The sequence below is a fragment of the Streptomyces rugosispiralis genome, assembly GCF_024505145.1.
Taxonomy (GTDB): domain Bacteria; phylum Actinomycetota; class Actinomycetes; order Streptomycetales; family Streptomycetaceae; genus Streptomyces; species Streptomyces rugosispiralis.
In genome coordinates, this window is the sequence record NZ_JANIAA010000008.1 from 165,158 (window position 1) to 181,126 (window position 15,969).

10 protein-coding genes are annotated in these 15,969 nt (G+C 72.4%); 1 reads left to right on the plus strand and 9 read right to left on the minus strand.

Features of this window, described 5'->3' with window-relative positions; translation table 11 throughout:
- Positions 1-105: 105 nt before the first annotated feature.
- The 3 genes from NP777_RS15990 to proB all read right to left on the minus strand — a co-directional run bounded on the left by NP777_RS15990 (position 106) and on the right by proB (position 3,490).
- The gene (locus tag NP777_RS15990) at positions 106-1,404 is read right to left on the minus strand and encodes a glutamate-5-semialdehyde dehydrogenase (protein WP_256650806.1); all 1,299 of its coding nucleotides are present in this window, start codon (positions 1,402-1,404) and stop codon (positions 106-108) included.
- A 91-nt stretch (positions 1,405-1,495) separates the two neighbouring features.
- Positions 1,496-1,957, minus strand: coding sequence for a hypothetical protein (locus NP777_RS15995; RefSeq protein WP_256650807.1), 462 nt, complete (start codon positions 1,955-1,957; stop codon positions 1,496-1,498).
- A 327-nt stretch (positions 1,958-2,284) separates the two neighbouring features.
- Positions 2,285-3,490: a glutamate 5-kinase gene (proB, locus tag NP777_RS16000; RefSeq protein ID WP_391858525.1), complete on the minus strand. Its 1,206-nt coding sequence runs from the start codon at positions 3,488-3,490 to the stop codon at positions 2,285-2,287.
- Positions 3,491-3,792: 302 nt separating this feature from the next.
- Between proB and NP777_RS16005 the strand changes: the two genes are divergently transcribed.
- A complete protein-coding gene (locus NP777_RS16005) occupies positions 3,793-5,880 on the plus strand; it encodes a hypothetical protein (RefSeq protein WP_256650808.1) in 2,088 nt (695 codons plus the stop codon).
- A gap of 335 nt (positions 5,881-6,215) precedes the next feature.
- Here the strand turns inward: NP777_RS16005 and obgE are convergent, their stop codons facing one another.
- From obgE to NP777_RS16035, 6 genes are all read right to left on the minus strand, one after another.
- The gene (obgE, locus tag NP777_RS16010) at positions 6,216-7,649 is read right to left on the minus strand and encodes a GTPase ObgE (RefSeq protein ID WP_256650809.1); all 1,434 of its coding nucleotides are present in this window, start codon (positions 7,647-7,649) and stop codon (positions 6,216-6,218) included.
- A 140-nt stretch (positions 7,650-7,789) separates the two neighbouring features.
- Positions 7,790-8,047: a 50S ribosomal protein L27 gene (rpmA, locus tag NP777_RS16015; RefSeq protein ID WP_020871349.1), complete on the minus strand. Its 258-nt coding sequence runs from the start codon at positions 8,045-8,047 to the stop codon at positions 7,790-7,792.
- A 14-nt stretch (positions 8,048-8,061) separates the two neighbouring features.
- Positions 8,062-8,382 (minus strand): 50S ribosomal protein L21, encoded by a 321-nt coding sequence (gene rplU, locus NP777_RS16020; RefSeq protein ID WP_216344159.1) that lies wholly within the window; start codon positions 8,380-8,382, stop codon positions 8,062-8,064.
- Positions 8,383-8,620: 238 nt separating this feature from the next.
- Positions 8,621-12,793 carry an Rne/Rng family ribonuclease gene (locus NP777_RS16025; protein ID WP_256650810.1) on the minus strand — a complete coding sequence of 1,391 codons (4,173 nt, stop codon included), beginning with the start codon at positions 12,791-12,793 and terminating at the stop codon, positions 8,621-8,623.
- A 222-nt stretch (positions 12,794-13,015) separates the two neighbouring features.
- Entirely contained in the window at positions 13,016-13,792 is a 777-nt protein-coding gene (locus tag NP777_RS16030; protein WP_256650811.1) for a TIGR03936 family radical SAM-associated protein, read from the minus strand.
- Between the two features lie 214 nt (positions 13,793-14,006).
- Positions 14,007-15,929: a TIGR03960 family B12-binding radical SAM protein gene (locus NP777_RS16035; RefSeq protein ID WP_256650812.1), complete on the minus strand. Its 1,923-nt coding sequence runs from the start codon at positions 15,927-15,929 to the stop codon at positions 14,007-14,009.
- Positions 15,930-15,969 lie beyond the last annotated feature (40 nt).

Genomic DNA, 15,969 nt, shown 5'->3' on the forward strand with positions numbered 1-15,969 from the left:
CATTCAGAGTAGACCGGATGGGTCAATTTGGGCAGGGTGAAATGGTATTCGGGGGAAGATCCACCCCAGCGGGGCCGGGAATCGGGTATCCCCCGAACGGGTGAGTCAGCGGGTGTGGCCGTCGCCGGTGACGATGTACTTCGTCGAGGTCAGCTCGGGCAGCGCCATGGGCCCCCGGGCGTGCAGCTTCTGGGTGGAGATGCCGATCTCGGCGCCGAAGCCGAACTGTCCGCCGTCGGTGAACCGCGTGGAGGCGTTCACGGCGACCGTGGTGGAGTCCACGAGCTGGGTGAAGCGGCGGGCGGCCTGCTGGGACGTCGTGACGATGGCCTCGGTGTGCCCGGAGGACCACAGGCGGATGTGGCTCACCGCGGCCTCCAGGGAGTCCACGACGCCGGCCGCGATGTCGTACGAGAGGTACTCGGTCTCCCAGTCCTCGACCACCGCGGGGACCACGGTGGCCTTGGAGCCCTCCGCGAACGCCATGACCCGCTCGTCCGCGTGGACCGTGACCCCGGCCTCGGCCAGCGCGTCCAGGGCGCGGGGCAGGAACCGGGCGGCGATGTCCTGGTGCACCAGCAGCGTCTCCGCGGCGTTGCACACGCTCGGCCGCTGGGCCTTGGAGTTCATCAGGATCTCCACCGCCATGTCGAGGTCGGCCTCGGCGTCCACGTACACATGGCAGTTGCCGGTGCCGGTCTCGATGACCGGGACCGTGGACTCCTCGACGACCGTACGGATGAGGGACGCGCCGCCGCGCGGGATCAGCACGTCCACCAGGCCGCGGGCGCGCATCAGCTCGCGCACCGACTCCCGGCTCTCGCCCGGCACCAGCTGCACCGCGTCCGCGGGCAGCCCCGCCCCGCCGACGGCGTCGCGCAGGACCATCACCAGCGCGGCGTTGGAGCGGGACGCCGAAGAGGAGCCACGCAGCAGCACCGCGTTGCCCGACTTCAGGCAGAGCGCCGCGGCGTCCACCGTCACATTGGGCCGGGCCTCGTAGATGATCCCGACGACACCGAGCGGAACGCGCACCTGGCGCAGGTCGATCCCGTTGGGCAGCGTGGAGCCGCGCACCACCTCGCCGACCGGGTCGGGCAGCGCGATCACGTCGCGGACGTCGGAGGCGATGGCCCGCACCCGCTCGGGGGTGAGCGTCAGCCGGTCCACGATGGCGTCGCTGGTGCCGGCCTCGCGGGCCCGCTCCACATCGGCCGCGTTGGCCTCCACGATCTCCTTGGTGCGCACCTCCAGGGCGTCGGCCATCGCGAGCAGCGCGTCGTCCTTGACGGCACGCGGCAGCGGCGCGAGATCGGCGGCCGCGACCTGGGCCCGGTAGGCGGCCTGGAGGACCGGGGACTTCGGCCAGGGGTCGGTGAGCGGCGACGTGGGTGCGCTGGTCATGTCCGAAGCGTACTGAGCCCGGGGCGGAGATCCACGCACTATTCCGCAGTTCGAGATGGCGTTCTCACATCTCGGCGCCGCACATCCTTCCTCAGAACGGATGTACGCCCACCGGGGAGGCCGGTGGCGGCCCGTACCCCTCCGCGACCCGCTGGTGATACGTATCACGGTCGATGACCTCGAGCCCCACGATCTCCCAGGGCGGCAGCTTGGCCGAGGACCGGTGCTCGCCCCACAGCCGCAGCGCGACCGCCGCGGCGTCATGCAGATCACGGGCCTCTTCCCAATAGCGGATCTCGGCGTGATCGTTGGCATAGCGGCTGGTCAGCAGGAACGGATGGTCATGGGCCAGTTGCTCCAGCGCCCTGCGGACCTCCGGCAGCGGCGCCTCGCGCCCCGAGACGCTGAGGGTGATGTGCCACAGCCGGGACGCCTCGCCACGCCCGGCATCGTGCGCGACGGCGTCGCCGGACCCGGCGTCGCCCGCTCCGACACTGGTCAGGGTGCGCTCCGCCGCCCCTCTGGGCGACGCCCCCGGGCGCCCTCGTCTCACCGGCGGCCTCCTGTAACTCGCTGCTCCGCTCACGCGCGGGCGGAGCATCTCGTGACGGTGCCATGGCCGCGGCCTTCCGCTCGGACTCCGCCGCGTCTCCCACAGCCGGCGCGCTGCCCCGCGCGACCCCGTTGAACAAAGTTGACCAGCCCACGCCCGCCCGCGGGGCGCTTTTGAGGTTTTTCGGAGGGGGGTTATTTTCTGGCGGCTCGGTTCTTCCCCGGCCACCGCTGGGCGGTGTCCCCGCCGGGGCGGCCACGTGCTCGGTTCTCCCCCGGCCACCGCCGGGAGGTGCCCCGGCGCGGGCGCCCGTGCCGCCGGAGCGGCTCAGTCCAGGACGACGAGGTCGTCGCGGTGGACCACCTCGCGCTCATAGGCCGGGCCGAGCTCGCGGGCCAGGTCCCTGGTCGAGCGGCCGATCAGCTGCGGGATCTCCTTGGCGTCGAAGTTGACCAGTCCACGGGCCACGGGGCGGCCCTCGGTGTCCCTCAGCTCGACGGGGTCACCCGCGGTGAATTCACCCTCCACGGCCGCGATCCCGGCGGGCAGCAGTGAGGTGCGGCGGTCCACGACGGCCCGTACCGCGCCGTCGTCCAGGGTGAGGGCGCCGCGCGGCGCCGAGGCGTGGGCGAGCCACAGCAACCGGTTCGCCGAGCGGCGGCCGGTGCGGTGGAAGAACGTGCCCGTATGGCGGCCGAGCAGGGCGTCCCCGGCCCGGCTGGCGGAGGTGAGCACCACCGGGACCCCGGCCGCGGTGGCGATCCGGGCCGCCTCGACCTTGGTGACCATGCCACCGGTGCCCACCCCGGAGCGGCCCGCGCTGCCGATGGAGACGCCGGCCAGGTCCCGCGGGCCCCGGACCTCGTCGATCCGGGAGGTGCCGGGGGTCCTGGGGTCCCCGTCGTACAGGCCGTCCACGTCGGAGAGCAGCACCAGCAGATCCGCCCGGACGAGATGGGCGACCAGGGCCGCGAGCCGGTCGTTGTCGCCGAACCGGATCTCGTCGGTGGCCACCGTGTCGTTCTCGTTGACGATCGGCAGCGCGCCCATGGCCAGCAGCTGGTCCAGGGTGCGGGTGGCGTTGCGGTAGTGGGCGCGGCGGCTGGTGTCGTCCGTGGTGAGGAGCACCTGGCCGACGCGACGCCCGTAGCGCGCGAAGGAGGCCGTGTAGCGCGCCACCAGGAGCCCCTGTCCGACGCTCGCGGCCGCCTGCTGGCGGGCGAGGTCGCGGGGGCGCCGGTCCAGGCCCAGCGGGGCCAGTCCGGCGGCGATGGCACCGGAGGAGACCAGGACTATCTCCTTGCCGTGCGCGCCGCCCTTACCGTGCGCGCCGCCCTTACCGTCGGCGTCCCTGCCGCCGTCGCCCTTACCGTCGCCGTCGAGCACCTTGGTGAGTACGTCGACCAGCGCGTCCACGCGGTCCGCGTCCAGGCCCCCCGCCGCGGTGGTGAGGGAGGACGAGCCGACCTTGACCACGATCCTGCGGGCGGCGGCCACCTCGTCCCGTACCGCCGACCCGTCCTGCTCCGCCACGCCGCTCCCTTGCTCGTCCCCGCTCACCACACGCCCCGAAGAAACGCATGCCCTACACACTCATCATGACAAGGGGGCAATCTACGACAGACGAGCCGCACCCGCCTCGGCATTTCAGCCTCCGGACACCGCCCGCGCACACCGCCTCACCCACCGCCATGGGCGCCCCGTGACCACACTCCGAGGTCCCTTTGACACCGATTGCGACCGGTTGGCACCGGCGCGGATTGTCACCGGGCGGGGCGTCGGCATACGGTCAGGGGTCCCCCCAGTCCGTTGCCCTCCTGCCAGGAGCCCACCCCGTGCCCTCTGCCGGAATCGCCCCACGCCGGGTCGTACAGCTGACGGCGCTGCTCGCGATGCTCGTGTTCTTCGCCACACAGCTCGTCGGCGCCGTGCTTCCGAACGTACCGCTTTTCATCGCCGCCTCGGCGTGCGGTCTCGCGCTCGATCTCTTCCTGCAGCACAAGCAGCCCGGTCTGCTGTCGCTGCTGGGGAAGATCCGCCTCGACGTCACGGTGCGCCAGCTGTTCCGCGACATGCTCATCATGGTCGGGCTGCTGCGCGTCGAGGGCATCAATCCCCTGCACGAGCAGGCGCCCCTGACCGTGGGGCTGCTGCTCTTCTACCTGGTGCACTTCGCCTGCCAGGCGGCGGCCGTCCTGGTCCGCCGGACCCGCCAGCTGCCGTTCGTGACGCGCAACATCGACGCGTCCGCGCTGCGCCTGAGCGAGGCCCCGCCACGGCTGTTCGCCCGTCAGCACGGGCGCCGGCTGCTGCGGCTGGCGGCGCCGGTCACCGCCGGGCTGCTGGTCACCACCGCCACCAAGAACGCCGTCTGGGGCGGCGTCGGCCTGACGATCGCGCTGGTGATCGGCATCGGCGGCACGGCCCACCTGGCCACCTGGCTGCTGCCGCGCAAGCGCGTGGCGAACGAGGCCACGGCCCTGCGCTGGCTGGACCAGTGGCTGGCCGACTACAAGCCGACCGTGGGCATGTACTTCTCCGGCGGCAACTCCTCGGCGTACCAGGCGAACATGTGGCTCTCCACGCTCGCCGCGCTCGACGGCAAGCCGATCATCGTGCTCCGTGAGCGGTTCATGGTGCAGAAGGTGGAGGCGACGGATGTGCCGATCGTCTGCATCCCCAAGGTCGCGCATCTGATGCGGCTGGAGCACTCGACCCTCAAGGTGCTGCTGCACCCGGCGAACTCCGGCAAGACCTCGCAGGTGCTGCGCATCCCCTCGATCAAGCACGCGTTCATCAACCACGGCGAGAGCGACAAGCTCTCCAGCTGCAACCCGTACGCCAAGGCGTACGACGAGGTGTGGGTCGCGGGCCCGGCGGCGCGCGAGCGCTACCAGCTCGCCGACATCGGCGTCGAGGACAAGGACGTCGTGGAGGTCGGCCGGCCGCAGCTGGCCCCCATCCGCCCCTACGCGGGCGTGCCCACCGGTGAGTTGACGACGGTGCTGTACGCGCCGACCTGGGAGGGCTGGGACGGGAACCCCGGCAACACCTCGGTGATCCTGGCCGGTGAGAACATCGTCCGCGAGCTGCTCGCCGACCCCAAGGTGCGCCTGCTGTACAAGCCGCACCCGATGACCGGCTCCGTGGACCCGCGCGCGGGCCGTGCCAACGACCGCATCCAGGTGATGATCGCCGAGGCGAACACCAAGCGCACCGGCGACCGCCCCGGCGCGGAGGCCGCCGCCGAGCTGGCCCGGTGCGCCGATGAGCTCAACCGGCTCACCAGCACCTCCTTCCGCCCCAGCGCGGACGAGATCGAGCGCATGAAGCTCCAGGGGGCCCCGGACGGCGACCGCGCGGCGGCCGTCGCCGCGGCCACGGCCGCCTGGGAGAGCGCCTACTGGGCCTCGCTGCCGGTCTGGGAGCACCAGATCATCACCGGCCCGCGTCCGGCGATCTTCACCTGCTTCAACCAGGCCGACGTGCTGATCAGCGATGTCTCCAGCGTGGTCTCGGACTACCTGACGAGCGAGAAGCCGTACGCGGTGGCGAACACCAGCGGGATGACCGAGGAGGAGTTCCGGTCGGGCTTCCCGACCGTGCGCGCCGCCACGATCCTCACGCCGGAGGCCGTGGGCGTGACCGGACTGCTGGAAGCGGTCCGCGACCCCGAGAAGGACACCCACGCGGCCGCCCGCGCCGAGCTGAAGGTGCATCTGCTCGGCCCGTCCGACCCTCCGTCGCTGGTGCGCTTCGACCGGGCCACCCAGGACCTGTGCCGCAGGGCCGACGAGCGCCGGGCGCGGATGGCCACCCGGCTCACCGACGAGATCCCCTCGCAGCGCGAGGCCCGGGACGCGGCGGAGGAGATGGAGCTGGAGCCCGGCTCGCCGGAGCCGGAGGAGACCGCGACGGTCTGACGTCCGGCGGTCCGGGCCGACGGCAGGCGCCGACAGCATGACGAAGGGCCCGGGAGATCCCTCCCGGGCCCTTCGTCATGCCACCTGCCGGACGGCACCGAGACGCCCGTACAGGGCTCGTGCGGGGGCTCTCCCGCTGAGGGCCCGCACGGGGGGCGCCCGCCTCATGGCCCGCGTGGGGCCCGCCTTTTAAGGGCCCGCTCAGGGCTCGTGCGGGGCCCGCCCGTTCAGGGCCCGCTCAGGGCTCGTGTGGGGCCCGCCCGTTCAGGGCCCGCACAGGGCTCGTGCGGGGCCCCGGAGCGGCGCGCCGGTGCGGCTCGGGAGCCGCGCGGCCCTCAGAACGGCTTGAACGCGTCGAACTCCTCGTCCGCCCCGTCCCGCTCGGCGTCCCGGTCCCGCCGCCGCTGCGCGGCCGGGCGCGGGGCGTCGAAGCGGTGGTCCTCGCCACGGCGGCCCAGCATCTCCGCGCCGGTCGCGAGGCTCGGCTCCCAGTCGAAGACGACCGCGTCGTCCTCGGGGCCGATGACGACCTCGTCGCCCGAGTGGGCGCCCGCCTTCATCAGCTCCTCCTCGACGCCGAGCCGCGCCAGGCGGTCGGCGAGGTAGCCCACGGCCTCGTCGTTGGCGAAGTCGGTCTGGCGGACCCAGCGTTCGGGCTTCTCGCCCAGCACGCGGTAGAAGCCCTCCTCGGCGACGACCGTGAAGCCCGCGTCGTCCACGGCCTTCGGCCGGATGACGATCCGGGTCGCCTCCTCCTGCGGCTTCGCCTCCCGCGCCTCCGCGACGATCTTCGCCAGGGCGAAGGACAGCTCCTTTAGGCCGAGATGGGCGACCGCCGAGGCCTCGAGGACCTGGTAGCCGCGGGCCTCCAGATCGGGCCGGATGATGTCGGCGAGGTCCTTGCCGTCGGGGATGTCGACCTTGTTGAGCACGACGACCCGCGGCCGGTCGTCCAGACCGCCGTACTGGGCCAGCTCCGCCTCGATGACGTCGAGGTCGGTCAGCGGATCGCGCTCGGACTCCAGCGCCGCGGTGTCCAGCACGTGCACCAGCACCGAGCAGCGCTCGACATGGCGCAGGAACTCCAGGCCGAGGCCCTTGCCCTGGCTGGCGCCGGGGATCAGGCCGGGGACATCGGCGATGGTGTAGACGGTCGAACCGGCCGTGACCACACCGAGGTTGGGCACCAGCGTGGTGAACGGATAGTCGGCGATCTTCGGCTTGGCCGCCGAAAGCACCGAGATCAGCGAGGACTTGCCGGCGCTCGGGTAGCCGACGAGGGCCACGTCCGCGACGGTCTTGAGCTCCAGGACGACGTCCCCGGAGTGCCCCGGCTCGCCCAGCAGCGCGAAGCCGGGGGCCTTGCGGCGGGCCGAGGCGAGCGCGGCGTTGCCGAGGCCGCCACGGCCGCCCTGGGCGGCGATGTAGGTGGTGCCCTGCCCGATCAGATCGGCCAGGACGTTGCCCCGCTTGTCGAGGACGACGGTGCCGTCCGGGACCGGCAGGACCAGGTCGATGCCGTCCTTACCGGAGCGGTTGCCGCCCTCGCCGGGCTTGCCGTTGGTGGCCTTGCGGTGGGGGCTGTGGTGGTAGTCGAGCAGGGTGGTGACGGACTGGTCCACGACCAGGATCACATCGCCGCCCCGGCCGCCGTTGCCGCCGTCCGGTCCCCCGAGCGGCTTGAACTTCTCGCGGTGCACGGAGGCGCAGCCGTGGCCTCCGTTACCCGCGGCGACATGCAGTTCGACGCGGTCCACGAAGGTGGTCATGACGGGTGCCTCCAGTACATACGGTTTCGGGGTGTTCTGATGTGCCTCACGCTCGTAACGCGCCGAGGGCGGACCCGCTTCCCGTCACGGGAAGAGCGGTCCGCCCTCGGAAAAGGCTGTGCGATATCGCCCTGGGCTGATTACTCAGCGACCGGAACGATGTTCACGACCTTGCGGCCACGGCTGGTGCCGAACTGCACCGCACCGGCGGCCAGCGCGAACAGCGTGTCATCGCCGCCGCGGCCGACACCCGTGCCCGGGTGGAAGTGCGTGCCGCGCTGGCGGACCAGGATCTCACCCGCGTTGACGACCTGGCCGCCGAAGCGCTTGACGCCGAGCCGCTGGGCGTTGGAGTCGCGACCGTTCCGAGTGGACGATGCGCCCTTCTTGTGTGCCATCTCTTCTCAGTCCCTTACTTCGCAGCCGAGTCGATGCCGGTGATCTTCAGCGCGGTGTGCAGCTGACGGTGGCCGATCCGCTTCCGGTAACCGGTCTTGTTCTTGTACTTCAGGATGTCGATCTTGCCACCCTTGTGGTGGTCGACGACCTCGGCGCGGACCTTCACACCGGCCAGCACCCACGGGTCGCTGGTGACGGCATCGCCGTCGACAACGAGCAGAGTGGAAAGCTCGACGGTGTCGCCGACCTTGTTGCTTGCCAGACGGTCGACCTCGATGACATCGCCCACGGCCACCTTCTGCTGGCGGCCGCCGGTGCGCACGATTGCGTACACGCGGTTCTCACTCTCTCGCTAGAAATCGGGACCTCTGATGCCAGCCGCCCAACACGGCCCACGAGGGTCGTGACAACCGAGGATCATGCGATTCACCATCGGCCGAACGGCCTCTTCCGGCGAAGCGGAAGGGATGTGCTCAGGGGTTTGGCGTACAGACGCCGAGGGTCAAGGTTAGCAGAACCCGGAGGGCACACTGCCACGTGACAGTGTGCCCCCGGTCGGCCGGACGGCCGGGTCAGTCGTCGGCGGCGGCCGAGACCGACTGCGGAGTCTGCTGCTCCGCCGCCGCGGTCTTCTTCGTCGCCGTCTTCTTGGCGGTCGTCTTCTTGGCCGTGGTCTTCTTGGCGGCCGTCTTCTTCGCCGCTGTCTTCTTCTCGGCGGTCTTCTTGGCCGCCGTCTTCTTGGCGGGAGCCTTCTTGGCGGCCTTACGGGCGGTCTTCTTCGCCGGTGCCGCGGCCTCGGCCTCGCCCTCGGCGGACGCGCTCTCGGGCGCCGCCTCCGGCTCGGGCTTCGACTCGGGCTCCGGTGCCGACTCCGGCTCCGCGGACGACCCGCTCACGACCACCACGGCCGCCTCCTCGGAGCCCGTCGGCGAGCCCGCGGGGGCGCTCACCTTACGGGTCGCACGGCGGCGCGTACGCGGCGCGGGAACGCCCTCGAGCGTGGCCGGCTCCTCGGCGGAAGCGGCGGCGGGGGCCTCGGCGGCCGCCGCCGGCTCCGCCGGGGCCGCCTCCCGCGGCTCGTCGGCCACCACGACCACCACGCCCTCGGGCTCCTTGGCGGCCTTCGGGGCGCCCGCCGGGGCGGACACCTTACGGGTGGCACGGCGGCGCGTACGCCCACGGGTCGCGGCGGCCTCGGCCTCCGCGGCGCTGCTGTACAGCTCCTCGTCGGCCGCGAAGACCGGTTCGGGCAGCGGCTTGGGCTGGGTGGCCTCCGCCGCGATCTCGGCCGCGGCCTCGGTGACGTCCTCGGACTCCGCCTCGGCTTCGGCTTCGGCCTCGGCCTCGGCCGCGGCGGCCGCCCGCTCCTGCTGCTGAGCGGCACCGGCGGCGGACTTCTTCTTCTTGCGCTTGCCGCCACCGCCGCCGGCGGACGACGCCTGCTCCATGTGGACGATCACGCCGCGGCCGTTGCAGTGCACACAGGACTCGGAGAAGGACTCCAGCAGCCCCTGGCCGACCCGCTTACGGGTCATCTGGACCAGGCCGAGCGAGGTGACCTCGGCCACCTGGTGCTTCGTACGGTCCCGGCCCAGGCACTCGAGCAGCCGCCGCAGCACCAGGTCGCGGTTGGACTCCAGCACCATGTCGATGAAGTCGATCACGATGATGCCGCCGAGGTCGCGCAGCCGAAGCTGGCGCACGATCTCCTCGGCCGCCTCCAGGTTGTTCCTGGTGACCGTCTCCTCGAGGTTGCCGCCCTGGCCGGTGAACTTGCCGGTGTTGACGTCGATGACGACCATCGCCTCGGTCCGGTCGATCACCAGCGAGCCGCCGCTGGGCAGCCAGACCTTGCGGTCCAGCGCCTTCATCAGCTGCTCGTCGATCCGGTAGGTGGCGAAGACGTCGACGTCCGAGGTCCACTTCTGGAGCCGGTCGGCGAGGTCGGGCGCCACGTGCGAGACATAGCCGTGGATGGTCTCCCAGGCGTCGTCACCGCTGACGATGACCTTGGAGAAGTCCTCGTTGAAGATGTCGCGGACGACCCGGACGGTCATGTCGGGCTCGCCGTAGAGCAGCGACGGGGCGCTACCGCTCTTCGCCTTCTTCTTGATCTCCTCCCACTGCGCCTGCAGCCGGGCGACATCGCGGGACAGCTCCTCCTCGCTCGCGCCCTCGGCGGCGGTGCGGACGATCACGCCCGCGTCCTCGGGAACGATCTTCTTGAGGATCTGCTTCAGCCGGGCCCGCTCGGTGTCGGGCAGCTTGCGGCTGATGCCCGTCATGGAGCCCTCGGGCACGTACACCAGGTAGCGGCCGGGCAGGGAGACCTGGCTGGTCAGCCGGGCGCCCTTGTGACCGATCGGGTCCTTGGTGACCTGCACCAGCACGGACTGGCCGGACTTCAGGGCGGTCTCGATGCGGCGCGGCCCGTTGGAGAGCCCCAGCGCCTCGAAGTTCACCTCGCCCGCGTACAGCACGGCGTTGCGGCCCTTGCCGATGTCGACGAAGGCGGCCTCCATCGACGGCAGCACGTTCTGGACCTTGCCCAGGTAGACGTTGCCGACGTAGCTGGTGGCCTGCTCCTTGTTGACGAAGTGCTCGACGAGGACGTTGTCCTCCAGCACCCCGATCTGGGTGCGATCGCCGTTCTGCCGGACGACCATGACCCGCTCGACCGCCTCGCGGCGGGCCAGGAACTCGGCCTCGGTGATGATCGGCACGCGGCGGCGGCCCTGCTCACGGCCCTCGCGACGGCGCTGCTTCTTGGCCTCCAGACGCGTCGACCCCTTGATCGACTGCACCTCGTCGGCACTGGACTCGGACTCCTTGCCGCGCCGCTCGCGGGGCTCGCGGACCTTGACGACCGTGCGCTCCGGGTCGTCACCGGCCGCCTCGGGCTCGGCGGCGTCACCGCTGCGACGGCGGCGGCGACGGCGACGGCGGCTGCTGCTCGAGCCGCCGGGCTCACCGGCCTCGGCGCCCGGCTCGTCCCGGCCGTCGCCCTGCTCCTCGGCGCCCTCGCCCTCGGCGGCCGACTCGTCCTCGTACCGCTCACCGGTCTCGGAGCGCCCCTCGGCGCCCTCGGCCTCGGCGATCTCGCCCCGGCGGCGACGACGGCCGCCACGGCGGCGGCGACGGGCCGGACGGTCGCCCGACTCCTCCTCGCCGGGCTCGCCCTCGGGCTGGCCGGACTCGGCCTCGGTCTCGCTCTCGGCCTCGGGCTCCTCGGCGGCCTCGGGCTCCTCGGCCTCCGGCTGCTCCTCGGGCGCGGCGCCACGGCGGCGGCGCCGACGGCGGCCGGCGGGCGCCTCGGGCTCGACGGCCTCGGCCGTCGGCTGCTCCTCGTCCTCCTCCTCGGCCTCCTCCAGCGCGGCGGCGGCCTCGGCGGCGGCGCTCTCCGGCGTCTGGAAGACCGGCTCGGTGAACACGGGCGCCTGGAACACGGCCGTCGGCGGGCGGACCGCGCGGCGCCGCGAACGGGGCGCGGGCTCCGGCTCGGACGCGGCGGCCGGGGCCTCGGCCTCGGCGGCCTGCGGCTCCTGGGCGCCGCTCGGCTCCTCGGCGGCGGGGGCGGTGCTCCGGGTGGCACGGCGGCGGGTGCGGGTGCGCGGCGCGTCGTCCTCGGCCCGCGTACCGGCGGTCTCCTCGGCGCTCTCGCTCCGCTGCTCGGCGGCGGGCTCATCGGCGGCCGCCGTGGGCGCGCCCTCGGGAGCGGTGGCCTTACGGGTCGCACGGCGACGCGTACGGGCGGGCGCCGGGGGCACGGTCTCGGCCTCGGCGGCCGCCGCGGACTCCTCCGGCTCCGTCGACGGCACGACCTCCACGGCCTCCGCCTCCACGGCCTCCGCCTCCGCGGGGGCACCGGCCGGAGCGGTCGCCTTACGGGCCGCACGGCGACGCGTACGAGCACGCGGGGCCTCGTCGGCCTCGGCCGGGGCATCGGCTGCGACTGCGGCTGGGGCGGTGGCCTCGTCACCACTGCCACCAGCGGCCGCCGCAGACGACGCGTCCGCGTCGGCGGCCTCCGCCTGCGGCGCGCCCTCGGGGGCGGTGGCCTTACGGGTCGCACGACGGCGGGTACGGGCGGGCGCCGGGGGCACGGTCTCCGCCTCGGCCTCGGCAGCCGACGCGGACTCCTCGGACTTCGGCTCGTTCGGCTCCTTCGGGGGCACGGCCTCCGCCTCCGCGGGGGCACCGGCCGGAGCGGTCGCCTTACGGGTGGCACGGCGACGCGTACGAGCGGGCGGAGCGGCCTCGGCGGCGGCCTCCACCACGGGCTCCGCGACAGGCGCCGGGGCGGCCTCGGTCTCCTCGCCGCCACGCCCGGCGTCGGCCGGGACCACGGTCTCCGCGGCCTCCGGCGAACCCGCCGGGGCGGTCGCCTTACGGGCGACCCGCCGCCGCGTACGAGCGGGCGGAGCGGCGGATTCGGTGTCGGATCCGGATACGGACCCACTCGCGGTGGCCATGGCGGCACCGGCGGCGACGGGCTCGGAAGCGGCCTCGTCGGCGGCGACGGCACCGTTCTGCTCAGCGGCTATGGCCGGTACCGAGGGCGTGGTGACCTCGGCCCCGCTCACCACGCCGGGCGGCGGACCGGCCGGGCGGGAGGCCGCGCGGCGACGGCGCGGGGGCAGCGTGTCGCTGGGCGTGTTCTCGATGGATTCCCCGGGCACCACGGCACGCGGCGCGGCTGACCCGAGGGGCTGGACAGGTTGGGTCGGCTCAATAGGTTCGAGCATGCGGGCGTTTCTCCCGTCACGCTCCCGGGCGCCGCGCCTGCATCCGGCCGGCCACCCGCGCACTGTGCGCGTGTGCCGCCGTCCGGGGCGCGGGCGCCGCACGGGAGCTGTCGTCTCGCTCGCCGGGACCGGATCTGCCGGGACCGGCGAAAGTCTTCTGGTCAGTGCGCCAGCCGGACCCGGGTGGCTCCCAAGTGCATCGGCGGCGCATCGACGGCGGCCCTACGCGGGACCTTCCGGCGCCATCGCGGCGGTCAGCTTGGCGGCCGTGGATGGAGCGGCCTGAGCTGCCTCGCGATCGGGCGCGAGCGGGTCGGTCACCGTGCCGGACTCCTCATCGAGCAGCCCCTGCGCCAGCCTGGTCACCGCTGCGGGGACCGGCGGCGCCAGGTCGGCCGTAGCGCGGAGACCGGACAGGACGTCGTCGGGTCGCACGGCAGGTGTCAGATGCCGTACCACCAGCCGCAGTATCGCACAGCCACCGTCGCCAGGCCTATCGGCCCGACCCGGAAGCGTCTCCAGCCGGGCCACCGCTGCACGGGCGTCGAAGGTTCGCAACCCGTTTTTCGTCCGCCGCTCCACCTCGACCGTCTCGGCCTCCAGGAAGGCCGCGACGGCACGCTCGGCGTCCGCCGGGTCGACCTGGTCGAGCCGGATCTCCCATACGGACGCCTGCAGCCGGTCGGCGAGCCCCGAGGTGCGAGCCTCCACGGACTCGATCACATCGAGTCCCGCGGGCAGCGACTCGTCGAGGACCGCCCGCAGCTTCTCGGGGTCGCGCGCCTCGGTCAGCTGGATCTCCAGGTACTCGGCCTCGCTGCCGGTGCCGGTGGGTGCGGCATTGGCGTAGGACACCTTCGGATGCGGGGTGAAGCCCGCCGAGTAGGCCATCGGCACCTCGGCGCGGCGCAGCGCCCGCTCGAAGGCGCGCTGGAAGTCGCGGTGGCTGGTGAACCGGAGGCGGCCGCGCTTGGTGTAACGCAAACGGATGCGCTGCACCGCGGGAGCGGGCGGCGGGCCTTCGGGCTGTCGCTTGCCCAGGGGACTGTCTCCTTGTATTTCTCTGCCGTCGAACACCAGGGCCACGGGCCCCGGTGTCTTCCAGCCTACTTTGTGGGCCACGCGGGCGGCCCGGTGACGGAGGGCCGCCGGACGGCTGCGTCACCACCCGGCGGCTGCGTCACCGCCCGACCGCTACGTCACCGCCGGCCGGCTACTTCACCGACAGCGGCAGCAGCTTCCGCCCGGTGGGGCCGATCTGGATCTCGGTCTGCATCTGCGGGCAGACGCCGCAGTCGAAGCAGGGGGTCCAGCGGCAGTCCTCGACCTCGGTCTCGTCGAGGGAGTCCTGCCAGTCCTCCCACAGCCAGTCCTTGTCGAGGCCCGAGTCGAGGTGGTCCCAGGGCAGGACCTCCTCGTAGGCGCGCTCGCGGGTGGTGTACCAGTCGACGTCGAGGCCGAAGTCGGGCAGGGTCCGCTCGGCACACTCCATCCACCGGTCGTAGCTGAAGTGCTCGCGCCAGCCGTCGAAGCGGCCGCCGTCCTCGTAGACGGCGCGGATGACCGCGCCCACCCGGCGGTCGCCGCGCGAGAGCAGGCCCTCGACGATGCCGGGCTTGCCGTCGTGGTAGCGGAAGCCGATCGAGCGGCCGTACTTCTTGTCGCCGCGGATCTTCTCGCGCAGCTTCTCCAGCCGGGCGTCGGTCTCCTCGGCGCTCAGCTGCGGGGCCCACTGGAAGGGGGTGTGCGGCTTGGGGACGAAGCCGCCGATGGAGACCGTGCAGCGGATGTCGTTCTTGCCGGACACCTCGCGGCCCTTGGCGATGACCTTGGTCGCCATGTCGGCGATCTGGAGGACGTCGTCGTCGGTCTCGGTGGGCAGCCCGCACATGAAGTACAGCTTCACCTGCCGCCAGCCGTTGCCGTACGCGGTGGCCACCGTACGGATGAGGTCCTCTTCCGAGACCATCTTGTTGATGACCTTACGGATGCGCTCACTGCCGCCCTCGGGGGCGAAGGTGAGGCCCGAGCGGCGTCCGTTGCGGGTCAGCTCGTTGGCGAGGTCGATGTTGAAGGCGTCCACCCGGGTCGACGGGAGGGACAGACCGATCTTGTCCTCCTCGTACCGGTCGGCGAGGCCCTTGGCGACGTCGCCGATCTCGGTGTGGTCGGCGGAGGACAGCGACAGCAGGCCGACCTCCTCGAAACCGGTGGCCTTCAGCCCCTTGTCGACCATCTCGCCGATCCCGGTGATCGACCGCTCGCGCACCGGGCGGGTGATCATGCCCGCCTGGCAGAAGCGGCAGCCCCGGGTGCAGCCGCGGAAGATCTCCACCGACATCCGCTCATGGACGGTCTCGGCCAGCGGCACCAGCGGCTGCTTGGGGTAGGGCCACTCGTCGAGGTCCATGACGGTGTGCTTGGACACCCGCCACGGCACGCCCGAGCGGTTCGGCACCACGCGCGAGATCCGCCCGTCGGCCAGGTACTCCACGTCGTAGAACTTCGGGACGTAGACGCCGCCGGTGCGGGCGAGGCGGAAGAGCAGCTCATCGCGGCCGCCCGGACGGCCCTCGGCCTTCCAGGCGCGGATGATCCCGGTCATGTCGAGCACGGCCTGTTCACCGTCGCCGATCACCGCGCAGTCGATGAAGTCGGCGATCGGCTCGGGGTTGAACGCGGCATGGCCGCCCGCGACCACCACGGGGTGGTCCTCAGTGCGGTCCGCGGCGTCCAGGGGGACGCCGGCGAGGTCGAGCGCGGTGAGCAGGTTGGTGTACCCCAGCTCGGTGGAGAAGGAGACCCCGAGGAAGTCGAACGCGGACACCGGGCGATGCGAATCCACGGTGAACTGCGGCACCTTGTGCTCGCGCATCAGCTCCTCGAGGTCCGGCCACACGCTGTAGGTGCGCTCGGCGAGGACGCCCTCGCGCTCGTTGAGGACCTCATAGAGGATCATGACGCCCTGGTTGGGGAGCCCGACCTCGTAGGCGTCCGGGTACATGAGCGACCAGCGGACGTCGCACTCCTCCCACGCCTTGACGGTGGAGTTCAGCTCACCGCCGACGTACTGGATCGGCTTCTGCACATGGGGGAGCAGGGCCTCGAGCTGTGGGAAGACCGACTCGACAGACATCAGTAACCTTCGTGCGCCGACAGGGGGTGACCCTCAAGCG